Origin of the sequence: Serratia sp. CY71090, assembly GCF_052166845.1 — a bacterium.
Taxonomy (GTDB): domain Bacteria; phylum Pseudomonadota; class Gammaproteobacteria; order Enterobacterales; family Enterobacteriaceae; genus Serratia; species Serratia nematodiphila.
Window position 1 is genome coordinate 835,862 of the sequence record NZ_JBJNOA010000001.1, and the last position, 22,882, is coordinate 858,743.

A 22,882-nucleotide genomic window follows, 5' to 3' on the forward strand; every position below is an offset into this window, starting at 1 on the left:
AAGCGCAAAAAAGCGGAGCGGAAGCAGGCGGCGCGGCCGCCTGATGATAAAACGGGATCAGTGCAGGCTGAAAATCAGATCCCAAGGCAGATAGAAGATATTTGCCAGAACCATCAACAACAAAGAGATATAGGTCGCGGCCATGCCTGAACGGCGCCAACGAACCTCGCGGTTGCGTAAACCGTAGTAATGCACCAACCGCCCGGCCATCAGCATCAGGCCGCAGAGGTGAATCATCCAGATTTCTGCGCCGTTCATTTCCATGATCACCAGCAATACGGCAGCGATAGGAATGTATTCAACGGCGTTGCCATGCACGCGGATGGCGGTCTGCAATTCGTAGAAACCGCCGTCGCCGTAGGCTACGCGGTACTGCATCCTTAACCTGACTACGTCATAAGAGAGTTTGATCAACAACAATGCGCCGAGCACCACATAAAGCGCGCTTACCATTTTTAACTCCGTTCCCTAACCAAAACTGGCAGCCAGCATCATAGCCGTCATTGTATTCACTGTCGCGGGGAAATATTTGATGTTATTGGTCAGATTAATAGGTCAAAACAGTGCATCTTGTTCTGGCCAGTCTGGCGGCGCAGGCAAATCAGGGATCGCCAGGCGCAAATGCTGCCAAATTTTTTGCGCCTGCTGGGGCGAATCGCCGTTGTCCGGCGTATGAATAAACAGATAGGGCTGATGCTGTTGCTGCCACAGCGGCAGTTTTTGTTGCCAGGCTTCGAACCAGCGCAGGTTATCGGCCAGTTGGTCACCGCCGATAAAGCGCACCAACGGTTGGTCGGCGGTGACCAGAGCGTGTACCGGCAGCTTCGGTTTTTTCTGCTGGGCATCGCGCACGGCGGCGGTATTGGGGGCGGCGTGATGCACCGGGCGGCTGTCGAGGATCACCCGATTGATGCCGCGCTGGTGTAACCCCTGATTCAACGCGCGCTCTTCCTCACCCTTGGCGAAAAACGCCGGATGACGCACTTCTACGCCGTAAGTGAATTCCTGCGGCAGGCTTTCGAAGAACTGCCACATGCGCGGCAGCTCATCGGGGCCGAAGGCGGCGGGCAGCTGCAGCCACAACTGGCCGATGCGCTGATGCACCGGGCCCAGGCAGTGGTAAAATGCCTGTAGCTCGGCGGCGCAGTTGCGCAGGGCGGCCTTGTGGCTGATGTCCGACGGGAATTTGAAGCAGAAGCGAAAATCGTCGCCGGTCATGTCGCGCCAGCGCTGCACGATTTCCAGTTTCGGCAGCGCGTAGAAGGTGGTGTTGCCTTCCACGCAGTTGAAGTAGCGGCTGTAATCCGCCAAATCACGCAGCCCGATACGATTCCAGGCTGAATGTTGCCACTGCGGCAGTCCGATGTAGATCACGGCGTCGTCTTCCTTTACTTGTGCTTGGTTTATCAGGCTACAACTTAACGTTACCGCTCGAGCGCGGCAAGAATTTCGCCGGTGTCGCGCACCCGCGCCAAACGCGGGAAGATGTGTTCGAACGCGAAGCGGTGCATTTCCGCGTTCTGCGCGCTGCAGACGTCTTCGGCGATCACCAGCTCATAGCCGTGCTCCCAGGCGGCGCGGGCGGTGGATTCCACGCCGATATTGGTGGATATGCCGCCCAAGACTACGGATTTGATGCCGCGGCGGCGCAGCTGCAAGTCCAGATCGGTGCCGTAGAAGGCGCCCCATTGGCGTTTGGTGATCAGAATATCGTTGTCGCAGACCGCCAGCGGCGCGGGGAATTCCCACCAGCTGGCCGGCAAACCGCCGACGGGCGCGGGAGCCGGTTTATCCACCGGTTGTTTCAGCGCCTCGGCGAAGGAGTCTGACCAACCGACGCGCACCAACAGCACCGGCGCGCCCAGCATGCGAAAACGCGCGGCCAGCAGGGCGGCGTTCGCCACCACCTGGTCGGCGCCGTGCGGGCCGCCGGCGTAAGGCAGAATGCCGTTTTGCAAATCGATCAGCACCAGAGCGGTGGTTTGGGCGTCAAGTTTCAGCATGGATTTCATCTCGTTGCGAAGTGGATAAAAACTGTTCGGCGCGTCGGGCGAGCTGCGTTCGGCGCAAAACCGGGGGAGAATCAGGCTACGTGAAAAAACTGTCGCAGGTTAATGGGAAATTTGTTAACCGATGTGTTGATTCGAACAAAAACGCGCCATTTAGTGCAGTAACAATGCTGTGTTCGCACTTATCGGGCGGATGAATTTCCTTTATAATGACTCCCTTTTTTCAACACTCTTTAATCCAACGACCTATGCCGATTTATGAATATGCATGTGGTGCTTGCAACCATCGGTTAGAGAAATTGCAAAAATTTTCCGATGCGCCGCTGGCAGACTGCCCGGCGTGTGGGCAGCCCGCGTTGACCAAGTTGATTTCATCTTCCGGTTTCCAGCTTAAGGGCACCGGCTGGTATGCGACGGATTTTAAACCGGGCAACAAGTAGAATTTATCAGATAACAGCCGCGCGACAGGGGCGCAGTAGCCCGGCGCGGCATCGGCTGTGTAAAAGGATAGCGTATGCGTACTGAATATTGCGGGCAGTTGAATCTGTCCCACGTGGGCCAGGAAGTCACTCTGTGTGGTTGGGTCAATCGTCGTCGCGATCTGGGCGGCCTGATCTTTATTGATATGCGCGACCGCGAAGGCATCGTGCAGGTGTTCTTCGATCCGGACCAGAAAGTGGCGTTCGACAAGGCCTATGACCTGCGCAATGAGTTCTGCATCCAGATCGTCGGCACCGTGCGTGCGCGTCCGGACAGCCAGATCAATAAAGATATGGCTACCGGCGAAGTGGAAGTGTTCGCCCACGCGCTCGAGATCATCAACCGCTCCGAGCCGCTGCCGCTGGACTCCAACCAGGTCAATAGCGAAGAGGCGCGCCTGAAATACCGTTACCTCGATCTGCGTCGCCCGGAAATGGCCGAGCGTCTGAAGACTCGCGCCAAAATCACCAGCTTCGTACGCCGCTTTATGGACAGCCACGGTTTCCTCGACATCGAAACGCCGATGCTGACCAAAGCGACGCCGGAAGGCGCCCGCGATTACCTGGTGCCGAGCCGCGTGCACAAGGGCAAATTCTACGCGCTGCCGCAGTCTCCGCAGCTGTTTAAACAGCTGCTGATGATGTCCGGCTTCGATCGTTACTATCAGATCGTCAAATGCTTCCGTGACGAAGACCTGCGTGCGGACCGTCAGCCTGAATTCACCCAGATCGACGTCGAAACCTCCTTCATGACCGCCGAGCAGGTGCGTGAAGTGATGGAGAAGCTGGCGCGCGAACTGTGGCTGGACGTGAAGGGCGTGGATCTGGGCGATTTCCCGGTCATGACCTTCGCCGAAGCGATGCGTCGCTTTGGTTCCGACAAGCCGGACCTGCGTAACCCGCTGGAGCTGGTGGACGTGGCCGACCTGGTCAAGGACGTCGAGTTCAAAGTGTTCTCCGGCCCGGCCAACGACGACAAAGGCCGCGTGGCGGCGATCCGCGTACCGGGCGGCGCACAGCTGACCCGCAAGCAGATCGACGAGTACGGCGCTTTCGTCAACATCTACGGCGCCAAAGGCCTGGCCTGGCTGAAGGTCAACGACCGCGCCGCCGGCATGGAAGGCGTGCAGAGCCCGATCGCCAAATTCCTCAGTGCGGAAGTGCTGGAAGCCGTCTTGGCGCGCACCGACGCGCAGACCGGCGACATCCTGTTCTTCGGCGCAGACAGTTTCAAGATTGTCACCGATGCGATGGGCGCGCTGCGCCTGAAGCTGGGTCGCGATCTGGGGCTGACCCAACTCGACAGCTGGGCACCGCTGTGGGTGGTTGACTTCCCGATGTTCGAAGAAGACGAAGAGGGCGGCCTGGCGGCAATGCACCACCCGTTCACCTCGCCGCGCGACATGAGCCCGGAAGAGTTGGCCGCAGCGCCGGTCAACGCCATCGCCAACGCCTATGACATGGTGATCAACGGTTACGAAGTGGGCGGCGGTTCGGTGCGTATTCACCGCAGCGAAATGCAGCAGACGGTATTCAGCATTCTGGGCATCGACGAACACGAACAGCGCGAGAAGTTCGGCTTCCTGCTGGACGCGCTGAAGTACGGCACGCCGCCGCACGCCGGCCTGGCTTTCGGCCTGGACCGTCTGGTGATGCTGCTGACCGGCACCGACAACATCCGCGACGTTATCGCCTTCCCGAAAACCACCGCGGCGGCCTGTCTGATGACCGACGCACCGAGCTTCGCTAACCCGGCGGCGCTGCAGGAGCTGGCGATCAGCGTGGTAAAGAAAGCCGGTGCGGAACAAGAGAGCGAGTGATGAGTTACAAGCGCCCTGAATCTATCCTGGTAGTGATTTACGCGAAATCCAGTGGTCGGGTGCTGATGTTACAGCGGCGCGACGATACCGAGTTCTGGCAGTCGGTCACCGGCAGCCTGGAACAGGATGAGTCGCCGCCGCATGCCGCGCGGCGTGAGGTCATGGAAGAAGTGGGCATCGATATCGAAGCAGAGCACCTGCCGTTGTTCGATTGCCAGCGCTGCGTGGAGTTTGAACTCTTTGTCCATTTGCGACATCGCTATGCGCCGGGAACCACGCGCAATAAAGAGCACTGGTTCTGTCTGGCGTTGCCCGAGGAGCGCGATCCGGTGATTACCGAGCATCACGCTTACCAATGGCTTGAGGCGGCCGAGGCCGTGAAGTTGACCAAGTCGTGGAGCAATCAGCAGGCGATTGAAGAGTTCGTGATCAATTCAGTCCAGTAGTTTTTTTCGGAGATTTTTTATGGCAGGTCATAGTAAGTGGGCCAACACAAAGCACCGTAAAGCGGCGCAGGACGCCAAGCGCGGTAAAATTTTCACCAAGATTATTCGTGAGCTGGTCACCGCCGCCAAGCTGGGTGGCGGCGATCCGGATTCCAACCCGCGTCTGCGCGCGGCGATGGACAAGGCGCTGTCGAACAACATGACGCGCGACACCATGAACCGTGCAATCGCGCGCGGCGTGGGCGGCGATGATGATACCAATATGGAAACCATCATCTATGAAGGCTACGGCCCTGGCGGCACCGCCGTCATGATCGAATGCCTGAGCGACAACCGCAACCGCACCGTGGCGGAAGTGCGCCACGCCTTTACCAAATGCGGCGGCAACCTCGGCACCGACGGTTCCGTGGCTTATCTGTTCACCAAGAAGGGCGTGATCACCTACGCACCGGGCCTGGATGAAGACAGCGTAATGGAAGCGGCGTTGGAAGCCGGTGCGGAAGACATCGTGACCTATGACGATGGCGCCATCGACGTGTTCACCGCCTGGGAAAGCCTGGGCGCGGTGAAAGACGCGCTGACCGCGGCGGGCTTCGAAGCCGAAGCGGCGGAAGTGTCGATGATCCCATCGACCAAGGCCGACATGGACGCGGAAACCGCGCCTAAGCTGTTGCGCCTGATCGATATGCTGGAAGACTGCGACGACGTGCAGGAAGTTTACCATAACGGTGAAATCTCCGACGAAGTGGCGGCGACGCTGTAATCCGGTAAAACGGGCGCCGCCGTTCGGCGGCGCCGTGCATGCAAGGTGGATGTAGATATGGCGATCATACTCGGTATCGATCCCGGCTCGCGCGTCACCGGCTATGGCCTTATCCGCCAGCAGGGGCGCCAGTTGAGCTATATCGCCAGCGGCTGCATCCGCACGGTGGTGGACGACATGCCGACGCGGCTGAAGCTGATTTACGCCGGCGTCAGCGAGATCATCACCCAGTTTCAGCCCGATTTCTTCGCCATCGAACAGGTGTTTATGGCCAAGAACCCGGATTCGGCGCTCAAGCTCGGCCAGGCGCGCGGCGTCGCGATCGTGGCGGCGGTTAATCAGAACCTGGAAGTGTTCGAGTATGCGGCGCGGCAGGTCAAACAAACCGTGGTCGGCACCGGCGCGGCCGAAAAGGCGCAGGTACAGCACATGGTGCGCTCGCTGCTCAAACTCTCGGCAAACCCGCAGGCGGATGCCGCGGATGCCCTGGCCATCGCCATCACCCACTGCCACCTCAGCCAGAACGTGCTGCGAATGAGCGAAGGGCGGCTGAACCTGGCGCGCGGGCGTTTGCGCTGACGCGAAACGATGATTGCTCAGGCTGGATATTCATCCAGCCTTTTTTATGTTATAAGCTTTACCAGCAACGGCATGGCAGGGCGCCATGCCCGGTCATTCTGCAGGAGGGTAAATGATAGGTCGTCTCAGAGGAAATATTCTGGAAAAGCAGCCGCCGCTGGTGTTACTGGAGGCGAACGGCGTGGGTTATGAAGTGCACATGCCGATGACCTGCTTTTACGAGCTGCCGGAACTGGGGCAAGAGGCCATCGTGTTTACCCACTTCGTGGTGCGTGAAGACGCGCAGCTGCTGTACGGTTTCAACGACAAGCAGGAGCGCGCGCTGTTCCGCGAGCTGATTAAGGTCAACGGCGTCGGGCCGAAACTGGCGCTCGCCATCCTGTCGGGCATGTCCGCGCAGCAGTTCGTCAGCGCGGTGGAGCGCGAAGAGATCACCGCACTGGTCAAGCTGCCGGGCGTGGGCAAAAAAACCGCCGAGCGCCTGGTGGTCGAGATGAAAGACCGCTTCAAAGGGCTGAACGGCGATCTGTTCAACAACAGCAGCGAGATCAGCCTGCCGGCCGCCGCCGACAAAACGCCGGAAGCGGACGCAGAAGCCGAAGCTGTCTCGGCGCTGGTGGCGCTGGGCTATAAGCCGCAGGAAGCCAGCCGCATGGTCAGCAAGATTGCCAAGCCGGGCGCCGACTGCGAAACCCTGATCCGCGACGCGCTGCGCGCCGCCCTGTAAGGCCGAAAAGGGGTAGATAATGATTGAAGCCGATCGCCTGATTTCCGCCGAACCGATCAACGAAGAGGAGATCCTCGATCGCGCCATTCGTCCCAAGCTGCTGACCGAATACGTCGGCCAGCCGCACGTGCGCGAGCAGATGGAGATCTTCATTCAGGCGGCCAAGCAGCGCGGCGACGCGCTCGACCATTTACTGATCTTTGGCCCGCCGGGGCTGGGGAAAACCACCCTGGCCAACATCGTGGCCAACGAAATGGGCGTAAATTTGCGCACCACTTCTGGCCCGGTGTTAGAGAAGGCGGGCGATTTGGCGGCGATGCTGACCAACCTCGAACCGCACGACGTGTTGTTCATCGACGAAATTCACCGCCTGTCACCGGTGGTGGAAGAAGTATTGTATCCGGCGATGGAAGACTATCAGCTGGATATCATGATCGGCGAAGGGCCGGCGGCGCGTTCGATTAAGCTCGATCTGCCGCCGTTTACCCTGGTGGGTGCCACCACCCGCGCCGGTTCGCTGACCTCACCGCTGCGCGATCGCTTCGGCATTGTCCAGCGGCTGGAGTTTTATCAGGTGGCGGATCTGCAGCACATCGTCTCGCGCAGCGCCGGGTGCCTGGGGCTGGAGCTGTCCGACGAGGGCGCCCATGAAGTGGCCCGCCGCGCGCGCGGCACGCCGCGTATCGCCAACCGCCTGTTGCGCCGGGTGCGCGATTTCGCTGAAGTGCGCGCCAACGGCGTGATCAGCGGTTCGGTAGCGGCGCAGGCGCTTGATATGCTCAACGTCGATGCCGAAGGCTTTGACTATATGGATCGTAAACTGCTGCTGGCGATTATCGACAAGTTTACCGGCGGCCCAGTCGGGTTGGATAACCTGGCGGCGGCGATCGGTGAAGAGCGCGAAACCATCGAAGACGTGATTGAACCGTTTCTGATCCAGCAGGGCTTTATCCAGCGCACGCCGCGCGGCCGTCTGGCGACGCAGCACGCCTACCGGCACTTTGGTCTCGAACGCGAAGAGTAAATTTTTAATCCGCCAATAAGAAAGGGCCGCAGATGCGGCCCTTGTCATATCCCGGCTTTAATCAAGCCTGTTGTTTTTTGAACAGGCTCAGCGTGAACAGCACGGCAGCGCAGAGCACCACCGAAGGGCCGGCCGGCGTATCGTAAAATGCCGAGAAGGCCAGGCCGCCGGTAACCGCCACCATGCCGAGCAGTACCGCGACGCCCGCCATCTGCTCCGGCGTGCGCGCGAAGCGGCGAGCGGTGGCCGCCGGAATGATCAGCAGCGAGGTGATGATCAGCGCGCCGACGAATTTCATCGCCAGGCCGATGGTCAACGCGGTGACCAGCATCAGCACGGTGCGAGCCCGCGCCAGATTGACGCCGTCGACGTGCGCCAGCTCCGGGCTGATGGTCATCGACAGCAGATCGCGCCATTGCCACCACAGCACCAACAGCACCACGGCGACGCCGCCGGCGATCATCACGATGTCGCTCAGCGTGACCGACAGCAGATCGCCGAACAGGTAGGCCATCAGATCGACCCGCACGTTGGACATCAACGCCACCACCACCAGACCCAGCGACAGGGCGCTGTGGGCCAGAATGCCGAGCAGGGTATCCACCGAAAGTTGCGGGCGGCGTTCCAGCCACACCAGGGCCAGAGCCAGCAGCAGCGTAATGGCGATCACCGCATAGAAAGGATTGATGTCCAGCAGCAGACCAAAGGCGACGCCGAGCAGCGAGGCGTGCGCCAGGGTATCGCCGAAGTAGGACATGCGGCGCCAAACCACAAAGGAGCCCAGCGGCCCGGCGGCGCTAGCCAGCAACACCCCGGCCAGCCAGCCGGGAAGTAACAATTCGATCATGCTTCGCGGCTCCCGGTTTTCTTCAAGACAATTCTTCCTTGCAGGTCGTGGCGGTGGTTGTGATGGTGGCGATACACCGCCAGCTGCTCTGCGCCGCGGTTGCCGAACATGGCGATGAATTCGGGATGCATCGAGACCACCTCCGGCGCGCCGGAGCAGCAGATGTGCTGATTGAGGCACAACACCTCGTCGGTTTTCGCCATCACCAGATGCAGATCGTGCGAGACCATCAGTACGGCGCAGCCCAGCTCCTTGCGCAGCTGATCGATCAGATCGTACAGCGCCAGTTGGCCGTTGACGTCCACCCCTTGCGTGGGTTCGTCCAGCACCAGCAGCTGCGGTTTATTCAGCAGCGCTCGCGCCAGCAGTACGCGTTGGTTCTCGCCGCCGGAGAGCTTTTGCATCGGCTGGTCGAGCAGGTGGGCGGCGTGCACGCGCTTGAGCGCCGGCAGAATGTCGGCTTTCTTTACGCCGGGTTTAAGACGCATAAAGCGGCTGACGGTCAGCGGCAGGGTGGCGTCGAGGTGGAGTTTTTGCGGCACGTAGCCGATGCGCAGGTCGGGCTCCCGCTCCAGCGTGCCGGCGGTTGGTTTGACCAATCCCAGCACCACGCGTACCAGTGTGGATTTGCCCGCGCCGTTCGGGCCAAGCAGCGTGAGAATACGGCCGGGCTGCAGGCTGAGGGAAATGTTCGACAGCACCTTGCGGCTGCCGAAGGCGACGGAGATATTTTTTAGCGTTATCAGTGTAGACATCTCGAGATTACAGGTTGCAGAACGAAGCGGATGTTATAATATCACGCCTTGTTGATGAAAACGATGGGATTACTGATGATGGCAAAGAAAAATAAATGGCTGCAGCGCACGCTGCTGGCCAGCGCACTGTTGATGGCCGGCCCGCTGAGCAGCGCTTCCGCTGCGGTGGTGACCTCGATTCGCCCCTTAGGCTTTATCGCTTCGGCGATCGCCGACGGCGTGACGCCGACCGAGGTGTTGCTGCCGGACGGCGCTTCGCCGCACGATTTTGCGTTGCGTCCTTCCGATATCCAACGCTTGCGTTCCGCTGACCTGGTGTTGTGGGTCGGGCCGGACATGGAAGCGTTCTTGAACAAGGCGCTGGTGCCGATCTCGGCGACCCGAAAGCTGGCTATCAGCGAACTGCCGGCGGTGAAGCCGCTGCTGATGAAAGGCGAAGAGGACGACGATCATGAACATGCAGGCGAAGCGCATAACCATGCCGATGACGATCATGGGCATCATCACGGCGAGTACAATATGCACGTTTGGCTGTCGCCGGAGATAGCAAAAGTGACCGCGATCGCGATTCATGACAGATTGTTGGAACTTATGCCGCAAAATAAGGACAAATTAGACGCAAACCTGCGCCAGTTCGAGAATCTGCTGACGCAAACTGACAAAAATGTTGGTAACATGCTTACGCCTGTGCAAGGTAAGGGTTATTTTGTTTTTCATGATGCTTACGGCTACTTTGAAAAACACTACGGTTTGAGTCCGCTGGGCCATTTCACCGTCAATCCCGAAATTCAGCCTGGAGCACAGCGCCTACACCAAATTCGAACACAGTTGGTTGAGCAGAAAGCGGTATGCGTTTTTGCTGAGCCACAATTCAGGCCGGCCGTAATCAATGCCGTCGCCAAGGGTACCAAAGTGCGTTCCGGAACGCTGGACCCGCTGGGCACCGGCATCGCGCTGGGGAAGGACAGCTACGGGAAATTCCTGACACAGTTGTCAAACCAGTACGTGAGCTGCCTGAAGTAAAGCTTATGAGGATAATATCGAGTGCAGCAGATAGTCCGAACTATCGCTCTGGCGTATAACAACCTGCCACGGCCCCACCGCGTCATGCTGGGGTCGCTGACAGTCGTCACATTGGCCGTCGCTGTTTGGCGGCCTTTTGTTTACCACCCAGAACACAACCCCATCGCCAAGAGCGTCGAGTTAGAATCCAGCCAGATGCGGTCATTGCTCCCTGAAGCCAGTGAACCGATAGATGTCGACCAACCCACCCCCGATGACGAAATCCCGCAGGATGAGCTGGACCAGAAGGATGCCGGCGATGATGGCGTGCATGAATATGTGGTTTCCACCGGTGACACCCTTGGCAGCATTCTGACGCAGTACGGCATCGATATGTCGGATGTCACCTTGCTGGCTTCGCAAAACCGCGATCTGCGTAATCTGAAGATCGGCCAACAGCTGTCGTGGACCGTGAACGACGCAGGCGATTTGCAGCAGTTGACCTGGGAGGTTTCCCGCCGCGAAACTCGCACCTATGATCGCGTCGGCAACAGCTTCAAGGAGTCAAAAGAGGCGCAGCAGGGCGAATGGCGCAACAACGTGATCAGCGGCCGGGTCAACGGCAGCTTCGTCAGCAGCGCCGGCGACGCCGGGCTGAGCCGTAACGAAATCAACTCGGTGATCAAGGCGTTGCAGTGGCAGCTCGATTTCCGCAAGCTGCGCAAAGGCGATCAGTTCTCCGTGCTGATGTCGCGTGAGCATTTCGACGGTAAGAAATCGCAAAGCCAGCTGTTGGGCGTGCGTTTGCGCACCGGCGGCAAGGATTACTATGCGATCCGCGCCGAAGACGGCAAATTCTACGATCGCCAAGGCTCTGGCCTGGCGCGCGGCTTCATGCGTTTCCCGACCATGAAACAGTTCCGCATCTCCTCCAACTTCAACCCGCGCCGCGTGAACCCGGTGACCGGCCGCGTGGCGCCGCACAAGGGCGTCGATTTCGCCATGCCGGTCGGCACGCCGGTGCTGGCGGTCGGTGACGGTGAGGTGGTGATCGCCAAACGCAGCGGCGCAGCGGGCAACTATGTGGCGATCCGCCACGGTCGTCAGTACACCACGCGCTATATGCACCTGAAAAAACTGTTGGTGAAACCAGGCCAGAAGGTGAAACGCGGCGATCGCATTGCGCTCTCCGGCAACACCGGCCGCTCCACCGGGCCGCATCTGCACTTTGAACTGTGGACCGGCCAACAGGCGGTGAACCCGCTGACGGCCAAACTGCCGCGTTCCGAAGGGCTGGGCGGCAAAGACCGCAGCGATTATCTGGCGCAGGTGAAGGAAGTGGTTCCTCAGCTGCAGTTGGATTAACGCCCCCTTTTTCCGGCGCTTCGGCGCCGTTAATTTCATCGGCCTGATTGCGGGCCGATGCTGTTTTACCTGGGCGGTTCGCGGTTGTTAATTGCAAAATCGGTGCTGGCAATTATGATTAGCCGAATCGCTAAGCCAAGAGCATGTGCATGCAAAACGAGAAGAAATCGAACGTAGAGTTCATTCCGCAGTTTCAAAAAGCCTTTTTATATCCGCGTTACTGGGGCGTGTGGTTGGGAACCGGTCTGATGGCCGGCATTTCGCTGGTGCCTGCGCGCCTGCGCGATCCGGTGCTGGGTGCGGTCGGCAAACTGGCCGGCAAGCTGGCGAAGGGCGCGCGCCGTCGTGCCCGCATCAACCTGCTGTATTGCTTGCCGGAATTGCCGGAAAGCGACCGTGAGCACATTATCGACCAGATGTTCGCCTGCGCGCCGCAGTCGATGGTGCTGATGGCGGAGCTGGCCTGCACCAAGCCCGAGAAAGTGCTCAAGCGCGTGCGTTGGCACGGTGAAGAGGTGTTGGACAAGATCCGGGCGGAAGGGCGCAACGTGATTTTCCTGGTGCCTCACGGCTGGGCGGTGGATGTGCCGGCGATGTTGATGGCCGCGCGCGGCCAACCGATGGCGGCGATGTTCCACAACCAGCGCAATCAGCTGATCGACTACCTGTGGAACGCCGTGCGTCGTAAATTCGGCGGCCGCATGCACGCGCGCAATGACGGCATCAAACCCTTTATCAGTTCAGTGCGCCAGGGGTATTGGGGTTATTATCTGCCCGATCAGGATCACGGCGCTGAGCACAGCGAGTTTGTCGACTTCTTTGCCACCTATAAAGCGACCTTGCCGGCGGTCGGGCGGCTGATGAAGGTATGCCGTGCGGCGATCGTGCCGTTGTTCCCGGTGTACGACGGCAAAACCAGCATGCTGGATATCTATATTCGCGAGCCGATGGACGATCTGGCCGAAGCCGATGACCCACGGATTGCCCGCCGTATGAATGAAGAAGTGGAAAACCTGGTGGGCCCGAACCCGGAGCAGTACACCTGGATCCTCAAACTGTTGAAGACGCGCAAAGAAGGGGAGATTGAACCCTACTCGCGCGACGATCTGTATCGTTAATCCTTTCTACCGCTAACGCCGGCAGGGTCACATCCCGGCCGGCGTCTCTTCAGATGTGTACCCTACAGCCGCGAGCCCGCAGGATGTCGACGATTTTAGGCGTGTGGGTGAAATCATTCCAGCGCAGATCAAGCTTGCGCAGTCGGCTCAGTTCGCCGAGGCTTTCCGGCAGATCGCTCAGGCGGTTGGCGCGCAGATCCAGGCTTCTCAGCGCCGTCAGCTCACCGATATTTTCCGGCAGGCGCGTCAGCTGGTTGAAACGCAGGTTCAACTCGCTCAACCGCGGCAGCCGGCAGAAGGCTTCCGGCAGTTCGGCGATGGCGTTGCTGGCCGCGTCGAGTATCTCCAGCCCACCGAGCTGTGCCATTTCCGCCGGCAGCGCGGTCAGGGCATTTTTCATGATATGCAGTTCGCGCAGCGCGCGCAATTGCCCGATTTCGCCGGGCAGGCTGCCGATGCGGTTGTTGTATAAACGCAGCTCCTGCAATGCCGCAAGCCTCGGTATCGCCAGGGGCAAAACGGCCAGGCGGTTGTCGGTCGCATTGAGGTAAACCAGTTGCTGTAGCTGCGCCAGCGAGTGCGGCAGATCGCTAAAGCCGTTATCGCTCAGGTAGAGGTATTTCAACCGATGCAGTTGGCCCAGCTCTTCGGGGAGCTCGCTGGCGCGATTGTGGCCGAAGTCGAACATCTCAAGCTGTTGCAACTGGCCAATCTCCGGCGGCAGGCGGTCGAGCTGATTGCAGGAGATGTTCAGCACCTGCAGGTTGCGGTGTTGCAAGATGGAGGCGGGGAAGGCCGTCAGCTGATTGTCGTACAGGCTGATTTTGCGCAGCGCATGGCCGGTTAGCTGCGATTCGTCGAGCTGCGTCAGACCGCGCCCATCGAGATCGAGTGCATCACCGGTCGAGGCTGGATTGCGTTGGTGGAGCATGGCGTTCTCCGTCGTTTATGGCGGTGTCAGGGCAAAAAAAATGCCGGCCAACGTGAGCCGGCCGGCATGTCGTCTGCGGCGTGGATTACTCGACGCGCAGAATACGGCTGGTATTGGTGGTGCCGACGGTTTCCATCACGTCGCCCTGGGTGACGATCACCAGATCGCCGGAGACCAGGAAGCCTTTGTCACGCAGGCGATTGACGGCTTCATTGGCGGCGATCACGCCGTCTTTGTGGCTGTCGAAATATACCGGCGTCACGCCGCGATACAGCGCGGTCAGGTTAAGCGTGTGCTCATGCCGCGACATGGCGAAGATCGGCAGGCCGGAGCTGATGCGCGACATCATCAGCGCAGTGCGGCCGGATTCGGTCATGGCGATCAGCGCGGTGACGCCTTTCAGGTGGTTGGCGGCATACATCGAAGACATGGCGATCGCCTCTTCGATGTTGTCGAACTGTACGTCCAGGCGGTGTTTGGAAACGTTGATGCTCGGGATCTTCTCGGCGCCCAGACAAACGCGCGCCATCGCCGCCACGGTTTCCGCCGGGTATTGGCCAGCGGCGGTTTCCGCCGACAGCATGACGGCGTCGGTGCCGTCCAGCACGGCGTTGGCCACGTCCATGACTTCGGCGCGGGTCGGCATCGGGTTGGTGATCATCGACTCCATCATCTGGGTCGCGGTGATCACTGCGCGGTTCAGGGTGCGGGCGCGGCGGATCAGTTTCTTCTGAATGCCGACCAGTTCCGGATCGCCGATTTCGACGCCCAGGTCGCCACGGGCGACCATCACCACGTCGGAGGCCAGAATAATGTCGTCCATCGCTTCGTCGGTGCAAACTGCTTCGGCGCGCTCAACCTTGGACACGATCTTGGCGTTGCAGCCGGCATCGCGCGCCAGGCGGCGGGCATAGTTCAGATCTTCACCGGTACGCGGGAAGGAGACCGCCAGGTAGTCGACGCCAATCTTGGCGGCGGTCACGATGTCCGCCTTGTCTTTTTCTGTCAGGGCTTCGGCCGACAGGCCACCGCCGAGTTTGTTGATGCCCTTGTTGTTGGACAGCGGGCCGCCGACGGTCACTTCGGTAAACACTTTCATGCCCTGAACTTCGAGCACTTTCAGCTGAACGCGGCCGTCATCGAGCAGCAGGACGTCGCCCGGCACCACGTCGGCTGGCAGGCCTTTATAGTCGATACCGACTTTTTCTTTATCGCCTTCGCCTTTTGACAGGTTGGCGTCCAGCAGGAATTTATCGCCCACGTTGAGGAAGATTTTGCCTTCCTTGAAGGTGGAGACGCGAATTTTCGGCCCTTGCAGATCGCCGAGGATAGCGACGTGACGCCCCAGTTTAGCAGCGATTTCGCGCACTTTGTCAGCGCGAGCCTGGTGATCTTCCGGGCTGCCGTGGGAGAAGTTAAGCCGAACTACGTTGGCACCGGCGGCAATGATCTTTTCCAGATTATTGTCGCGGTCTGTAGCCGGACCCAGGGTGGTAACGATTTTGGTTCTTCTGAGCCGTCTGGACATGTATTACTCCGTTGACTGGTGAAGCAAATATTGGTGTTGCGATAACGTCGGATAACGAAACCAGGCGTGAAATGTAATTTTACAACACTGATATTTCACCCGGGTTACCCGCATGAGCATGTTAACAGGGTACCGCCTCTGATGCCGTCATTCAAATGTCTGTTGAACGGCGATTTTTTCTTCGTCGGGTCACGAATCAAAACTGTTGGGAATGACCACGCCTTTATCAAAGCGCGATTCTTTGAGCGCTTCTTTGACCCGCTTCAAGTTATCTCTGAATTTAGCCCCTCGGCGCAAGGTAAATCCGGTGGCAAGCACGTCAATGAGCGTTAATTGCGCGATCCGCGACACCATCGGCATGTAAACGTCGGTGTCTTCGGGCACGTCGAGCAGCAGGGCCAGGGTCGCCGCCTGGGCGAGCGGGGTGTCGCGCGAGGTGATAGCCAGTACCGTGGCGTCGTTCTCCCGCGCCAGGTGGGCCATCTCCACCAGATTCTTGGTGCGGCCGGTGTGTGAGATCAGCACCACCACGTCGCCTTCGCTGGAGTTCATGCAGCTCATGCGCTGCATGACGATGTCATCAAAGTAGACCACCGGAATGTTGAAGCGGAAAAATTTGTTCATCGCATCGTGCGCCACTGCCGCGGAGGCGCCCAGCCCGAAGAAAGAGATCTTTTTTGCCTGGGTGAGCAGGTCAACCGCACGATTGATTGCGGCAATATCCAAATTTGCCTTTACTGTATCCAGGCTGGCCATTACCGATTCGAAGATCTTGCTGGTATAGGAATCGACGCTGTCATCTTCCTCAACGTTACGGTTTACGTAGGGCGTGCCGTTAGCCAGGCTTTGGGCGAGATGCAGTTTGAAATCGGGAAAGCCTTTGGTATCAAGGCGGCGGCAAAAGCGGTTGACGGTAGGTTCGCTGACGTCGGCCATGCGCGCCAGCGTGGCGATGCTGGAGTGAATGGCGGTCTGCGGGGAGGCCAGGATCACCTCGGCGACTTTCCTTTCAGATTTGCTCAGGCGTTCCAGATGGCTCTGGATTTTGTCCAGCGTATTCATATAACGAGAGTCACTCATGGTTTTATCCCTGTGGCTTTCAAGCAACAGCGTCGAATTTCGCCCGTGTTCGCCGTGCAAGCAGACGCCAAACGAGCGGCTGTAACCTGGAATCGATAGGGTATGTCGATTTCAAACAAAGGAGAAATCAATGCCGGTTTAGTGAAAATATACTACGTGCTGGTAACCGTTGGCAGTCTCGACACGGCGTATGCAGGGTTTTTTCACCAGAATATGACCTGTGTCTAACTTTCATAATGGTAACAGAGCGTCAAAAAAGACGAAAAATTACAGTTTTGCCCGTGGTGAGGGCGTTGGCGTAGATTGGCGCTTTCCACTGGAATCTTGAAGCCTTTTTTTCTGCTTTGCTCCGGGTTTGCTGGCCGTAGTCAAACAGAGTACATTAGTAATGTAAGAAAATTACAAATATCCTGCAACGAGGAGATGAACATGGCGGTAACCTCTACAGCCCAGGCGTGTGACCTGGTTATTTTCGGCGCGAAAGGTGATTTGGCGCGCCGTAAGCTGCTGCCTTCCCTGTACCAGTTAGAGAAAGCCGGACACATCCACCCGGATACGCGGATCATCGGCGTCGGCCGCGCGGAGTGGGATAAACAAGCCTATACCGAAGTGGTCAAGGAAGCGCTTGGCACCTTCATGAAGGAAAAACTGGATGACGAACTCTGGGCCACGCTGAGCGCGCGCCTGGACTTCTGCAACCTGGACGTCAACGACAGCAAGAACTTTACCAAATTGGGTAAAATGCTGGATCAGAAGCACCGCACCACCATCAACTACTTTGCCATGCCGCCAAGCACCTTTGGCGCCATCTGCAAAGGGCTGGGCGAAGCCAAGCTGAACCATGAGCCGGCGCGCGTGGTGATGGAGAAACCGCTGGGCACCGATTTGGCGTCCTCACGCGTGATCAACGATCAGGTGGCGGAGTACTTCAACGAATCCCAGGTTTACCGTATCGACCACTATCTCGGCAAAGAGACGGTGCTGAACCTGTTGGCGCTGCGTTTCGCCAACTCGCTGTTCGCCTCCAACTGGGATAACCGCACCATCGATTCGGTGCAGATCACCGTAGCGGAAGAGGTGGGCATCGAAGGGCGTTGGGGTTACTTCGACCAGGCCGGCCAGATGCGCGACATGATCCAGAACCACCTGCTGCAGATCCTGACCATGATCGCCATGTCGCCGCCGGCGGATCTGACGACCGACCGCATCCGCGACGAGAAGGTGAAGGTGCTGCGCTCGCTGCGCCGCATCGATCAGACCAATGTCCGGGAAACCACCGTGCGCGGTCAGTACACCGCCGGCTTCGTCCAAGGCAAGAAAGTGCCGGGTTATCTGGAAGAGGAAGGGGCGAACAAGAGCAGCAGCACCGAAACCTTCGTCTCTATCCGCGTGGATATCGACAACTGGCAGTGGGCCGGCGTGCCGTTCTACCTGCGTACCGGTAAACGTCTGCCGACCAAATGTTCGGAGGTGGTGGTGTACTTCAAAAACCCGCCGCTTAACCTGTTCAGCGATTCTTACCAGCAGTTGCCGCAGAACAAGCTGACCATCCGCCTGCAGCCGGACGAAGGCATCGAAATTCAGGTGCTGAACAAGGTGCCGGGGCTGGATCACAAGCACCGCCTGCAGACTACCAAGCTGGACCTGAGCTTCTCGGAAACCTTCAACCAGGAGCACGTGGCGGACGCCTATGAGCGCCTGCTGCTGGAGACCATGCGCGGCATTCAGGCGCTGTTCGTGCGCCGCGATGAAGTGGAAGAAGCCTGGAAGTGGGTCGACTCCATCATGGACGCATGGAAAGCCGACAACGAGGCGCCTAAGCCTTACCAGGCGGGTACCTGGGGGCCGGTGGCGTCGGTGGCGATGATCACCCGCGACGGCCGCTCCTGGAACGAGTTCGAATAATGCGTAATGCCGGCAGCCTGTCTGCCGGCTTTTTTTTGCCTGCGATCTGCGCGCGGGCCTCATCACTTACGGTACGGCCGGACGTCCGCGCATTTGTGCGGAGCCCTGTGGCAGGGGCGTGCCATTGTTAACCGCGAGTAATGGAGAAATAACGATGAAAAACTGGAAAACCAGCGCCGAGCAGATCCTGACGGCGGGGCCGGTGGTGCCTGTTATCGTGATCAACAAGCTGGAGCAGGCGGTGCCGCTGGCGAAAGCGCTGGTTGCCGGCGGCGTGCGGGTATTGGAGGTGACGCTGCGCACCGCCTGCGGGCTGGAGTCTATCCGCGCTATCGCCGAAGAGGTGCCGGAGGCGATCATCGGCGCCGGTACGGTGATCAACCCGCAGCAGCTGCGGCAGGTGACCGAAGCCGGGGCGCAGTTCGCCATCAGCCCAGGGCTGACCGAGGCCTTGCTGCAGGCGGCGACGGCGGGACCCATCCCGCTGATCCCGGGCATCAGCACCGTGTCTGAACTGATGCAGGGCATGGATCACGGCCTGCGCGAATTTAAATTCTTCCCGGCGGAAGCCAACGGCGGCGTGAAGGCGCTGCAGGCGATCGGCGGCCCGTTCCCGCAGGTGCGTTTTTGCCCGACCGGCGGCATTACGCCAAACAATTACCGCGATTATCTGGCGCTGAAAAGCGTGCTTTGCATCGGCGGTTCCTGGCTGGTGCCGGCGGACGCGCTCGAAAAAGGCGACTATGCGCGCATCACTGAACTGGCGCGCAGCGCCGTCAGCGGCGCCGCGTTGTAACCCGCGCTAGGCCTGGGGTTGGCGCTTATTTGCTCACCCGCGGATATCGCAAGGCTCAACCCTTTGTTGAGCCTTTTTTAATTTTTATCGTGATTAACTTTCTTATTTTTAACCCGTTTTTTTCTGCTTTTTGATGAAAACGGCAGTTTGCTTTCTTATTTTGGCTGTGGTAAAAATATCTCAGTTGAAAATTTTACTTTTATGAGGATATTGGGCAAATCGCACGGTGTGCGGCTGATAATAGAGAACTATTATGATGACTATTAACGGAACTACCCTCAGAACCTCTACGTGCCAACTCTTCCTGTCTGCGATCCTTGCCAGTGAGCATCACTGGTGCAGCGAGCTATAGCGTCTTTCTCCCTTAACCGGTGCGGGTAGCGGGCTTAGGCCTTCGTTCTACCGTTCAGCCGGGCAAACATTCTTTTTGCGTTTGGGTCAGTTTATCCCCAGGGATCTCTGCGTCTTGCGCGCCGTACTGTGGCCGTTCGACGAGATAAATCGGGATAAATATGCCTTGGCGCGCGTTATTCGCCGTTTGGGAGAAAAATTATGATTTATTGGATCTTTTTAGGTTTGGCCATCATGACCGAAATCATCGGCACCTTGTCGATGAAATACGCCAGCGTCAATGGCGGCATGATTGGGCATATCGTGATGTACGTGATGATCACCGCGTCTTATGTGTTGTTGTCAGTAGCGGTAAAACGCGTGGCGTTGGGCGTGGCCTATGCGCTGTGGGAAGGCATCGGCATTCTGTTCATCACCCTGTTCAGCGTGCTGTGGTTCGACGAGCCGATTTCGGCGCTGAAGGTGCTGGGTCTGGCTACGCTGATCGCCGGCATCATGCTGGTGAAATCCGGCACCCGCAAAGAGCGAAAACAGGTCAGCCCGCGAGGTGACAACCATGCAACAGTTTGAGTTGTACCATATTGGGTTTCTGGGATTGGCCATCGTGCTGGAAATCATCGCCAACATCTTCCTGAAGATGTCGGACGGCTTCCGTAAAATTTGGCTGGGGCTGTTGTCGCTGCTGTCGGTGCTCGGCGCGTTCAGCGCCCTGGCGCAGGCGGTGAAGGGCATCGATCTGTCGATCGCTTATGCGTTGTGGGGCGGTTTCGGTATCGCCGCCACCATCGCTGCGGGCTGGATCATGTTCGGCCAGCGGTTAAATGCCAAAGGCTGGATCGGCCTGGCGCTGTTGCTGGCGGGGATGGTGATCCTTAAACTGTCCTGATAGCGGGCAATAAAAAACCGCAGGCGTTGCCGTCTGCGGTTTTTTTTCGTCTGCGCTCAGGCTTACAGCGCGGCGATGATTTTGATTTCCACTTTATATTTCGGATTCATCAGCTGCGCCTGCACGGTGCAGCGTACCGGCGCGCTGCCGGCAACCACCCAGGCGTCCCAGGCGGCGTTCATCGCGGCGAAGTCGGCGGTATTGGCCAGGAAGATGGTGGCGTCCAAAATGCGGCTTTTATCCGAGCCTACGCGCGCCAGCAGCACGTCGATGGCTGCAAGGGCGTTGGCGGTCTGCGCGGTCGCGTCATCATCCAGGTTCTCCGGCACGCTGGTATAGTAAACGGTCTCGTTGTGCACCACGGCTTCGGACCAGCGCTGATCGGGATCAATTCTTTCGATATTCATTTGCTTATCTCCATATCATAGTCCCGCTAAGGGTAGCACAGCCGGTGATGAAAAAGCGCGGCGATAAAGTGGGTGGTAGCCGGGCGGCAGGCTTGGCATAATCACCGCTGAATGACACCGGCAGAGAGACAGCGTGACAGACGATTTTGCAACAGACGGCGCATTGGCGCAGGCTATCAAGGGATTCAAACCGCGTGAGCCGCAGCGGCAGATGGCGCAGGCCGTCACCGAAGCGATCAATTTCAAGCAGGAACTGGTGGTGGAAGCCGGCACCGGCACCGGCAAAACCTTCGCTTATCTGGCGCCGGCGTTGCGCGCCGATCGCAAAGTGATCATCTCGACCGGTTCGAAAGCGTTGCAGGATCAGCTGTATGCGCGCGATCTGCCCACCGTCGCCAAGGCGCTGAAGTACAAAGGCAAGCTGGCGCTGCTGAAGGGGCGCTCCAACTACCTGTGTCTGGAGCGTCTTGAGCAGCAGTCGATGGCCGGCGGGGAGCTGGCGGGGCAGACGCTGATCGATTTGGTGCAGCTGCGCAAGTGGTCGTCGCAGACCAAAGAAGGCGACATCAGCACCTGCAGCGAAGTGGCGGAAGACAGCTTCGTCTGGCCATTGGTGACCAGCACCAATGACAACTGTCTCGGCAGCGATTGCCCGCTGTATCAGGATTGCTTCGTGGTTAAAGCGCGCCGCCGCGCGATGGATGCGGATGTGGTGGTGGTGAACCATCACCTGTTCCTGGCGGATATGGTGGTGAAAGAGGGCGGTTTCGCCGAGCTGATCCCGGAAGCCGAGGTGATGATTTTCGATGAGGCGCACCAAATCCCCGACATCGCCAGCCAGTATTTTGGCCAGCAGCTCACCAGCCGCCAATTGTTGGATCTGGCGAAGGACATCACCATCGCCTACCGCACCGAGGTGCGCGATGCCGCCCAACTGCAAAAAAGCGCCGATCGTCTCAGCCTGAGCACGCAAGATTTTCGCCTTAATCTGGGAGAGCCGGGTTTTCGCGGCAATCTGCGTGACGTGCTCGGGGAGCCGAACGTGCAGCGCGCTTTGTTGCTGCTCGATGACGCGCTGGAGCTGTGTTACGACGTCATGAAACTGTCGCTGGGGCGTTCGGCGCTGCTGGATGCCGCCTTTGAGCGCGCCACGCTGTACCGCGCGCGCCTCAAACGCCTCAAGGCGGTGACGGAGCCGGGCTACAGCTATTGGTATGAGTGCAATTCGCGCCACTTCGTGCTGGCGCTGACGCCGTTGACGGTGGCCGATCGTTTCCGCGAAATGCTGGACGAGAAGCCGGGCAGCTGGATCTTTACCTCGGCCACGCTGTCGGTCAACGATCAGCTGGGTCACTTCACCGAACGGTTGGGGCTGACCAAGGCCAAAACGCTGCTGCTGCCGAGCCCGTTCGACTATGCCAAACAGGCGTTGCTGTGCGTGCCGCGCTTTTTGCCTTCGCCGAATCAGCCCGGCGGGGCGCGCCAGCTGGCGCGCATGCTGCGGCCATTAATCGAAGCCAACAACGGCCGCTGCTTCTTCTTGTGCACCTCGCACCAGATGATGCGCGAGCTGGCGGAAGAGTTTCGCGCCACGATGACGCTGCCGGTGCTGTTGCAGGGGGAAACCAGTAAAGGCCAGCTGTTGGCGCAGTTCGTCGCCGCCGGTAACGCGCTGCTGGTGGCGACCAGCAGCTTCTGGGAAGGGGTGGACGTGCGCGGCGATGCGCTGTCCTGCGTCATCATCGATAAACTGCCGTTCACGTCACCGGACGATCCGTTGCTGAAGGCGCGCATTGAAGATTGCCGCCTGCGTGGCGGCGATCCGTTCAATGATGTGCAGTTGCCGGATGCGGTCATCACCCTGAAACAGGGCGTCGGCCGTTTGATCCGCGACACCGACGATCGCGGCGTGCTGGTGATTTGCGATAACCGTCTGGTGATGCGCCCTTACGGCGAGGTGTTCCTCAATAGCCTGCCGCCCACGCCGCGCACCCGCGATCTGAAGCAGGCAATCGCCTTCCTGCAGGCCGCCGACACGTCGGCCACGTGAAAGATGAAGGGCTT

The 22,882-nt window shown here is 59.0% G+C and carries 24 protein-coding genes; 15 read left to right on the top strand and 9 right to left on the bottom strand.

Translation table 11 applies throughout. The features are described from left to right. Positions 1 to 57: 57 nt before the first annotated feature. From ACJ8OK_RS03950 to ACJ8OK_RS03960, 3 genes are all read right to left on the bottom strand, one after another. Positions 58 to 453, bottom strand: coding sequence for an MAPEG family protein (locus ACJ8OK_RS03950; RefSeq protein ID WP_004932387.1), 396 nt, complete (start codon positions 451 to 453; stop codon positions 58 to 60). 102 nt (positions 454 to 555) lie between these two features. Continuing rightward, a complete protein-coding gene (locus ACJ8OK_RS03955) occupies positions 556 to 1,371 on the bottom strand; it encodes a DUF72 domain-containing protein (RefSeq protein WP_410214111.1) in 816 nt (271 codons plus the stop codon). 53 nt (positions 1,372 to 1,424) lie between these two features. Beyond that, on the bottom strand, positions 1,425 to 2,003 hold the full coding sequence (locus ACJ8OK_RS03960; protein ID WP_442530398.1) for a hydrolase: 579 nt from the start codon (positions 2,001 to 2,003) through the stop codon (positions 1,425 to 1,427). A gap of 254 nt (positions 2,004 to 2,257) precedes the next feature. Here ACJ8OK_RS03960 and ACJ8OK_RS03965 point away from each other — a divergent pair, with 254 nt between their 5' ends. The 7 genes from ACJ8OK_RS03965 to ruvB all read left to right on the top strand — a co-directional run bounded on the left by ACJ8OK_RS03965 (position 2,258) and on the right by ruvB (position 7,847). Then, entirely contained in the window at positions 2,258 to 2,449 is a 192-nt protein-coding gene (locus ACJ8OK_RS03965; protein WP_033632845.1) for an FmdB family zinc ribbon protein, read from the top strand. A gap of 74 nt (positions 2,450 to 2,523) precedes the next feature. Next, the gene (gene aspS, locus ACJ8OK_RS03970; protein WP_048323852.1) at positions 2,524 to 4,308 is read left to right on the top strand and encodes an aspartate--tRNA ligase; all 1,785 of its coding nucleotides are present in this window, start codon (positions 2,524 to 2,526) and stop codon (positions 4,306 to 4,308) included. Beyond that, entirely contained in the window at positions 4,308 to 4,754 is a 447-nt protein-coding gene (gene nudB / locus ACJ8OK_RS03975) for a dihydroneopterin triphosphate diphosphatase (protein WP_004932373.1), read from the top strand. The genes aspS and nudB overlap by 1 nt, the downstream gene beginning before the upstream one ends. A gap of 19 nt (positions 4,755 to 4,773) precedes the next feature. Next, positions 4,774 to 5,517, top strand: a complete 744-nt coding sequence (locus tag ACJ8OK_RS03980) for a YebC/PmpR family DNA-binding transcriptional regulator (RefSeq protein WP_004932370.1) — start codon at positions 4,774 to 4,776, stop codon at positions 5,515 to 5,517. A gap of 57 nt (positions 5,518 to 5,574) precedes the next feature. Continuing rightward, complete coding sequence (ruvC, locus tag ACJ8OK_RS03985) at positions 5,575 to 6,096, top strand: crossover junction endodeoxyribonuclease RuvC (protein WP_004932367.1); 522 nt, start codon at positions 5,575 to 5,577, stop codon at positions 6,094 to 6,096. A gap of 112 nt (positions 6,097 to 6,208) precedes the next feature. Further along, complete coding sequence (gene ruvA, locus ACJ8OK_RS03990) at positions 6,209 to 6,823, top strand: Holliday junction branch migration protein RuvA (RefSeq protein ID WP_004932365.1); 615 nt, start codon at positions 6,209 to 6,211, stop codon at positions 6,821 to 6,823. Between the two features lie 19 nt (positions 6,824 to 6,842). Further along, on the top strand, positions 6,843 to 7,847 hold the full coding sequence (gene ruvB / locus ACJ8OK_RS03995; RefSeq protein ID WP_004932364.1) for a Holliday junction branch migration DNA helicase RuvB: 1,005 nt from the start codon (positions 6,843 to 6,845) through the stop codon (positions 7,845 to 7,847). Positions 7,848 to 7,908: 61 nt separating this feature from the next. On the opposite strand, the gene znuB is transcribed toward ruvB, so the two are convergent. After that, the gene (znuB, locus tag ACJ8OK_RS04000; protein WP_015378131.1) at positions 7,909 to 8,694 is read right to left on the bottom strand and encodes a zinc ABC transporter permease subunit ZnuB; all 786 of its coding nucleotides are present in this window, start codon (positions 8,692 to 8,694) and stop codon (positions 7,909 to 7,911) included. Further along, positions 8,691 to 9,449, bottom strand: a complete 759-nt coding sequence (gene znuC, locus ACJ8OK_RS04005) for a zinc ABC transporter ATP-binding protein ZnuC (RefSeq protein WP_004932357.1) — start codon at positions 9,447 to 9,449, stop codon at positions 8,691 to 8,693. The genes znuB and znuC overlap by 4 nt, the downstream gene beginning before the upstream one ends. A gap of 78 nt (positions 9,450 to 9,527) precedes the next feature. On the opposite strand from znuC, the gene znuA reads away from it, so the two are divergent. The 3 genes from znuA to lpxM all read left to right on the top strand — a co-directional run bounded on the left by znuA (position 9,528) and on the right by lpxM (position 12,934). Next, complete coding sequence (gene znuA, locus ACJ8OK_RS04010; RefSeq protein WP_033633640.1) at positions 9,528 to 10,472, top strand: zinc ABC transporter substrate-binding protein ZnuA; 945 nt, start codon at positions 9,528 to 9,530, stop codon at positions 10,470 to 10,472. A gap of 21 nt (positions 10,473 to 10,493) precedes the next feature. Further along, positions 10,494 to 11,816 (top strand): murein DD-endopeptidase MepM, encoded by a 1,323-nt coding sequence (gene mepM, locus ACJ8OK_RS04015; protein WP_004932347.1) that lies wholly within the window; start codon positions 10,494 to 10,496, stop codon positions 11,814 to 11,816. A 149-nt stretch (positions 11,817 to 11,965) separates the two neighbouring features. Next, on the top strand, positions 11,966 to 12,934 hold the full coding sequence (gene lpxM / locus ACJ8OK_RS04020; RefSeq protein WP_004932345.1) for a lauroyl-Kdo(2)-lipid IV(A) myristoyltransferase: 969 nt from the start codon (positions 11,966 to 11,968) through the stop codon (positions 12,932 to 12,934). 49 nt (positions 12,935 to 12,983) lie between these two features. Here lpxM and ACJ8OK_RS04025 read toward each other — a convergent pair whose 3' ends face one another. The 3 genes from ACJ8OK_RS04025 to ACJ8OK_RS04035 all read right to left on the bottom strand — a co-directional run bounded on the left by ACJ8OK_RS04025 (position 12,984) and on the right by ACJ8OK_RS04035 (position 16,455). After that, positions 12,984 to 13,865: a leucine-rich repeat domain-containing protein gene (locus tag ACJ8OK_RS04025; RefSeq protein ID WP_033632848.1), complete on the bottom strand. Its 882-nt coding sequence runs from the start codon at positions 13,863 to 13,865 to the stop codon at positions 12,984 to 12,986. An 85-nt stretch (positions 13,866 to 13,950) separates the two neighbouring features. Continuing rightward, positions 13,951 to 15,393, bottom strand: a complete 1,443-nt coding sequence (gene pyk / locus ACJ8OK_RS04030) for a pyruvate kinase (RefSeq protein ID WP_004932339.1) — start codon at positions 15,391 to 15,393, stop codon at positions 13,951 to 13,953. A 189-nt stretch (positions 15,394 to 15,582) separates the two neighbouring features. Next, positions 15,583 to 16,455: a MurR/RpiR family transcriptional regulator gene (locus tag ACJ8OK_RS04035; protein WP_021503871.1), complete on the bottom strand. Its 873-nt coding sequence runs from the start codon at positions 16,453 to 16,455 to the stop codon at positions 15,583 to 15,585. 447 nt (positions 16,456 to 16,902) lie between these two features. Here ACJ8OK_RS04035 and zwf point away from each other — a divergent pair, with 447 nt between their 5' ends. From zwf to mdtI, 4 genes are all read left to right on the top strand, one after another. Continuing rightward, a complete protein-coding gene (zwf, locus tag ACJ8OK_RS04040) occupies positions 16,903 to 18,378 on the top strand; it encodes a glucose-6-phosphate dehydrogenase (RefSeq protein ID WP_004932333.1) in 1,476 nt (491 codons plus the stop codon). A gap of 154 nt (positions 18,379 to 18,532) precedes the next feature. Continuing rightward, a complete protein-coding gene (locus tag ACJ8OK_RS04045; protein WP_004932329.1) occupies positions 18,533 to 19,174 on the top strand; it encodes a bifunctional 4-hydroxy-2-oxoglutarate aldolase/2-dehydro-3-deoxy-phosphogluconate aldolase in 642 nt (213 codons plus the stop codon). Between the two features lie 552 nt (positions 19,175 to 19,726). Continuing rightward, the gene (gene mdtJ, locus ACJ8OK_RS04050) at positions 19,727 to 20,095 is read left to right on the top strand and encodes a multidrug/spermidine efflux SMR transporter subunit MdtJ (protein WP_004932327.1); all 369 of its coding nucleotides are present in this window, start codon (positions 19,727 to 19,729) and stop codon (positions 20,093 to 20,095) included. Continuing rightward, a complete protein-coding gene (gene mdtI, locus ACJ8OK_RS04055; protein WP_004932324.1) occupies positions 20,082 to 20,411 on the top strand; it encodes a multidrug/spermidine efflux SMR transporter subunit MdtI in 330 nt (109 codons plus the stop codon). Before mdtJ ends, mdtI begins: the two co-directional genes overlap by 14 nt. A gap of 62 nt (positions 20,412 to 20,473) precedes the next feature. Here the strand turns inward: mdtI and ACJ8OK_RS04060 are convergent, their stop codons facing one another. Further along, the gene (locus tag ACJ8OK_RS04060) at positions 20,474 to 20,818 is read right to left on the bottom strand and encodes a RidA family protein (RefSeq protein ID WP_015378124.1); all 345 of its coding nucleotides are present in this window, start codon (positions 20,816 to 20,818) and stop codon (positions 20,474 to 20,476) included. Positions 20,819 to 20,951: 133 nt separating this feature from the next. On the opposite strand from ACJ8OK_RS04060, the gene ACJ8OK_RS04065 reads away from it, so the two are divergent. After that, the gene (locus tag ACJ8OK_RS04065) at positions 20,952 to 22,868 is read left to right on the top strand and encodes an ATP-dependent DNA helicase (protein WP_004932318.1); all 1,917 of its coding nucleotides are present in this window, start codon (positions 20,952 to 20,954) and stop codon (positions 22,866 to 22,868) included. Positions 22,869 to 22,882: the final 14 nt, after the last annotated feature.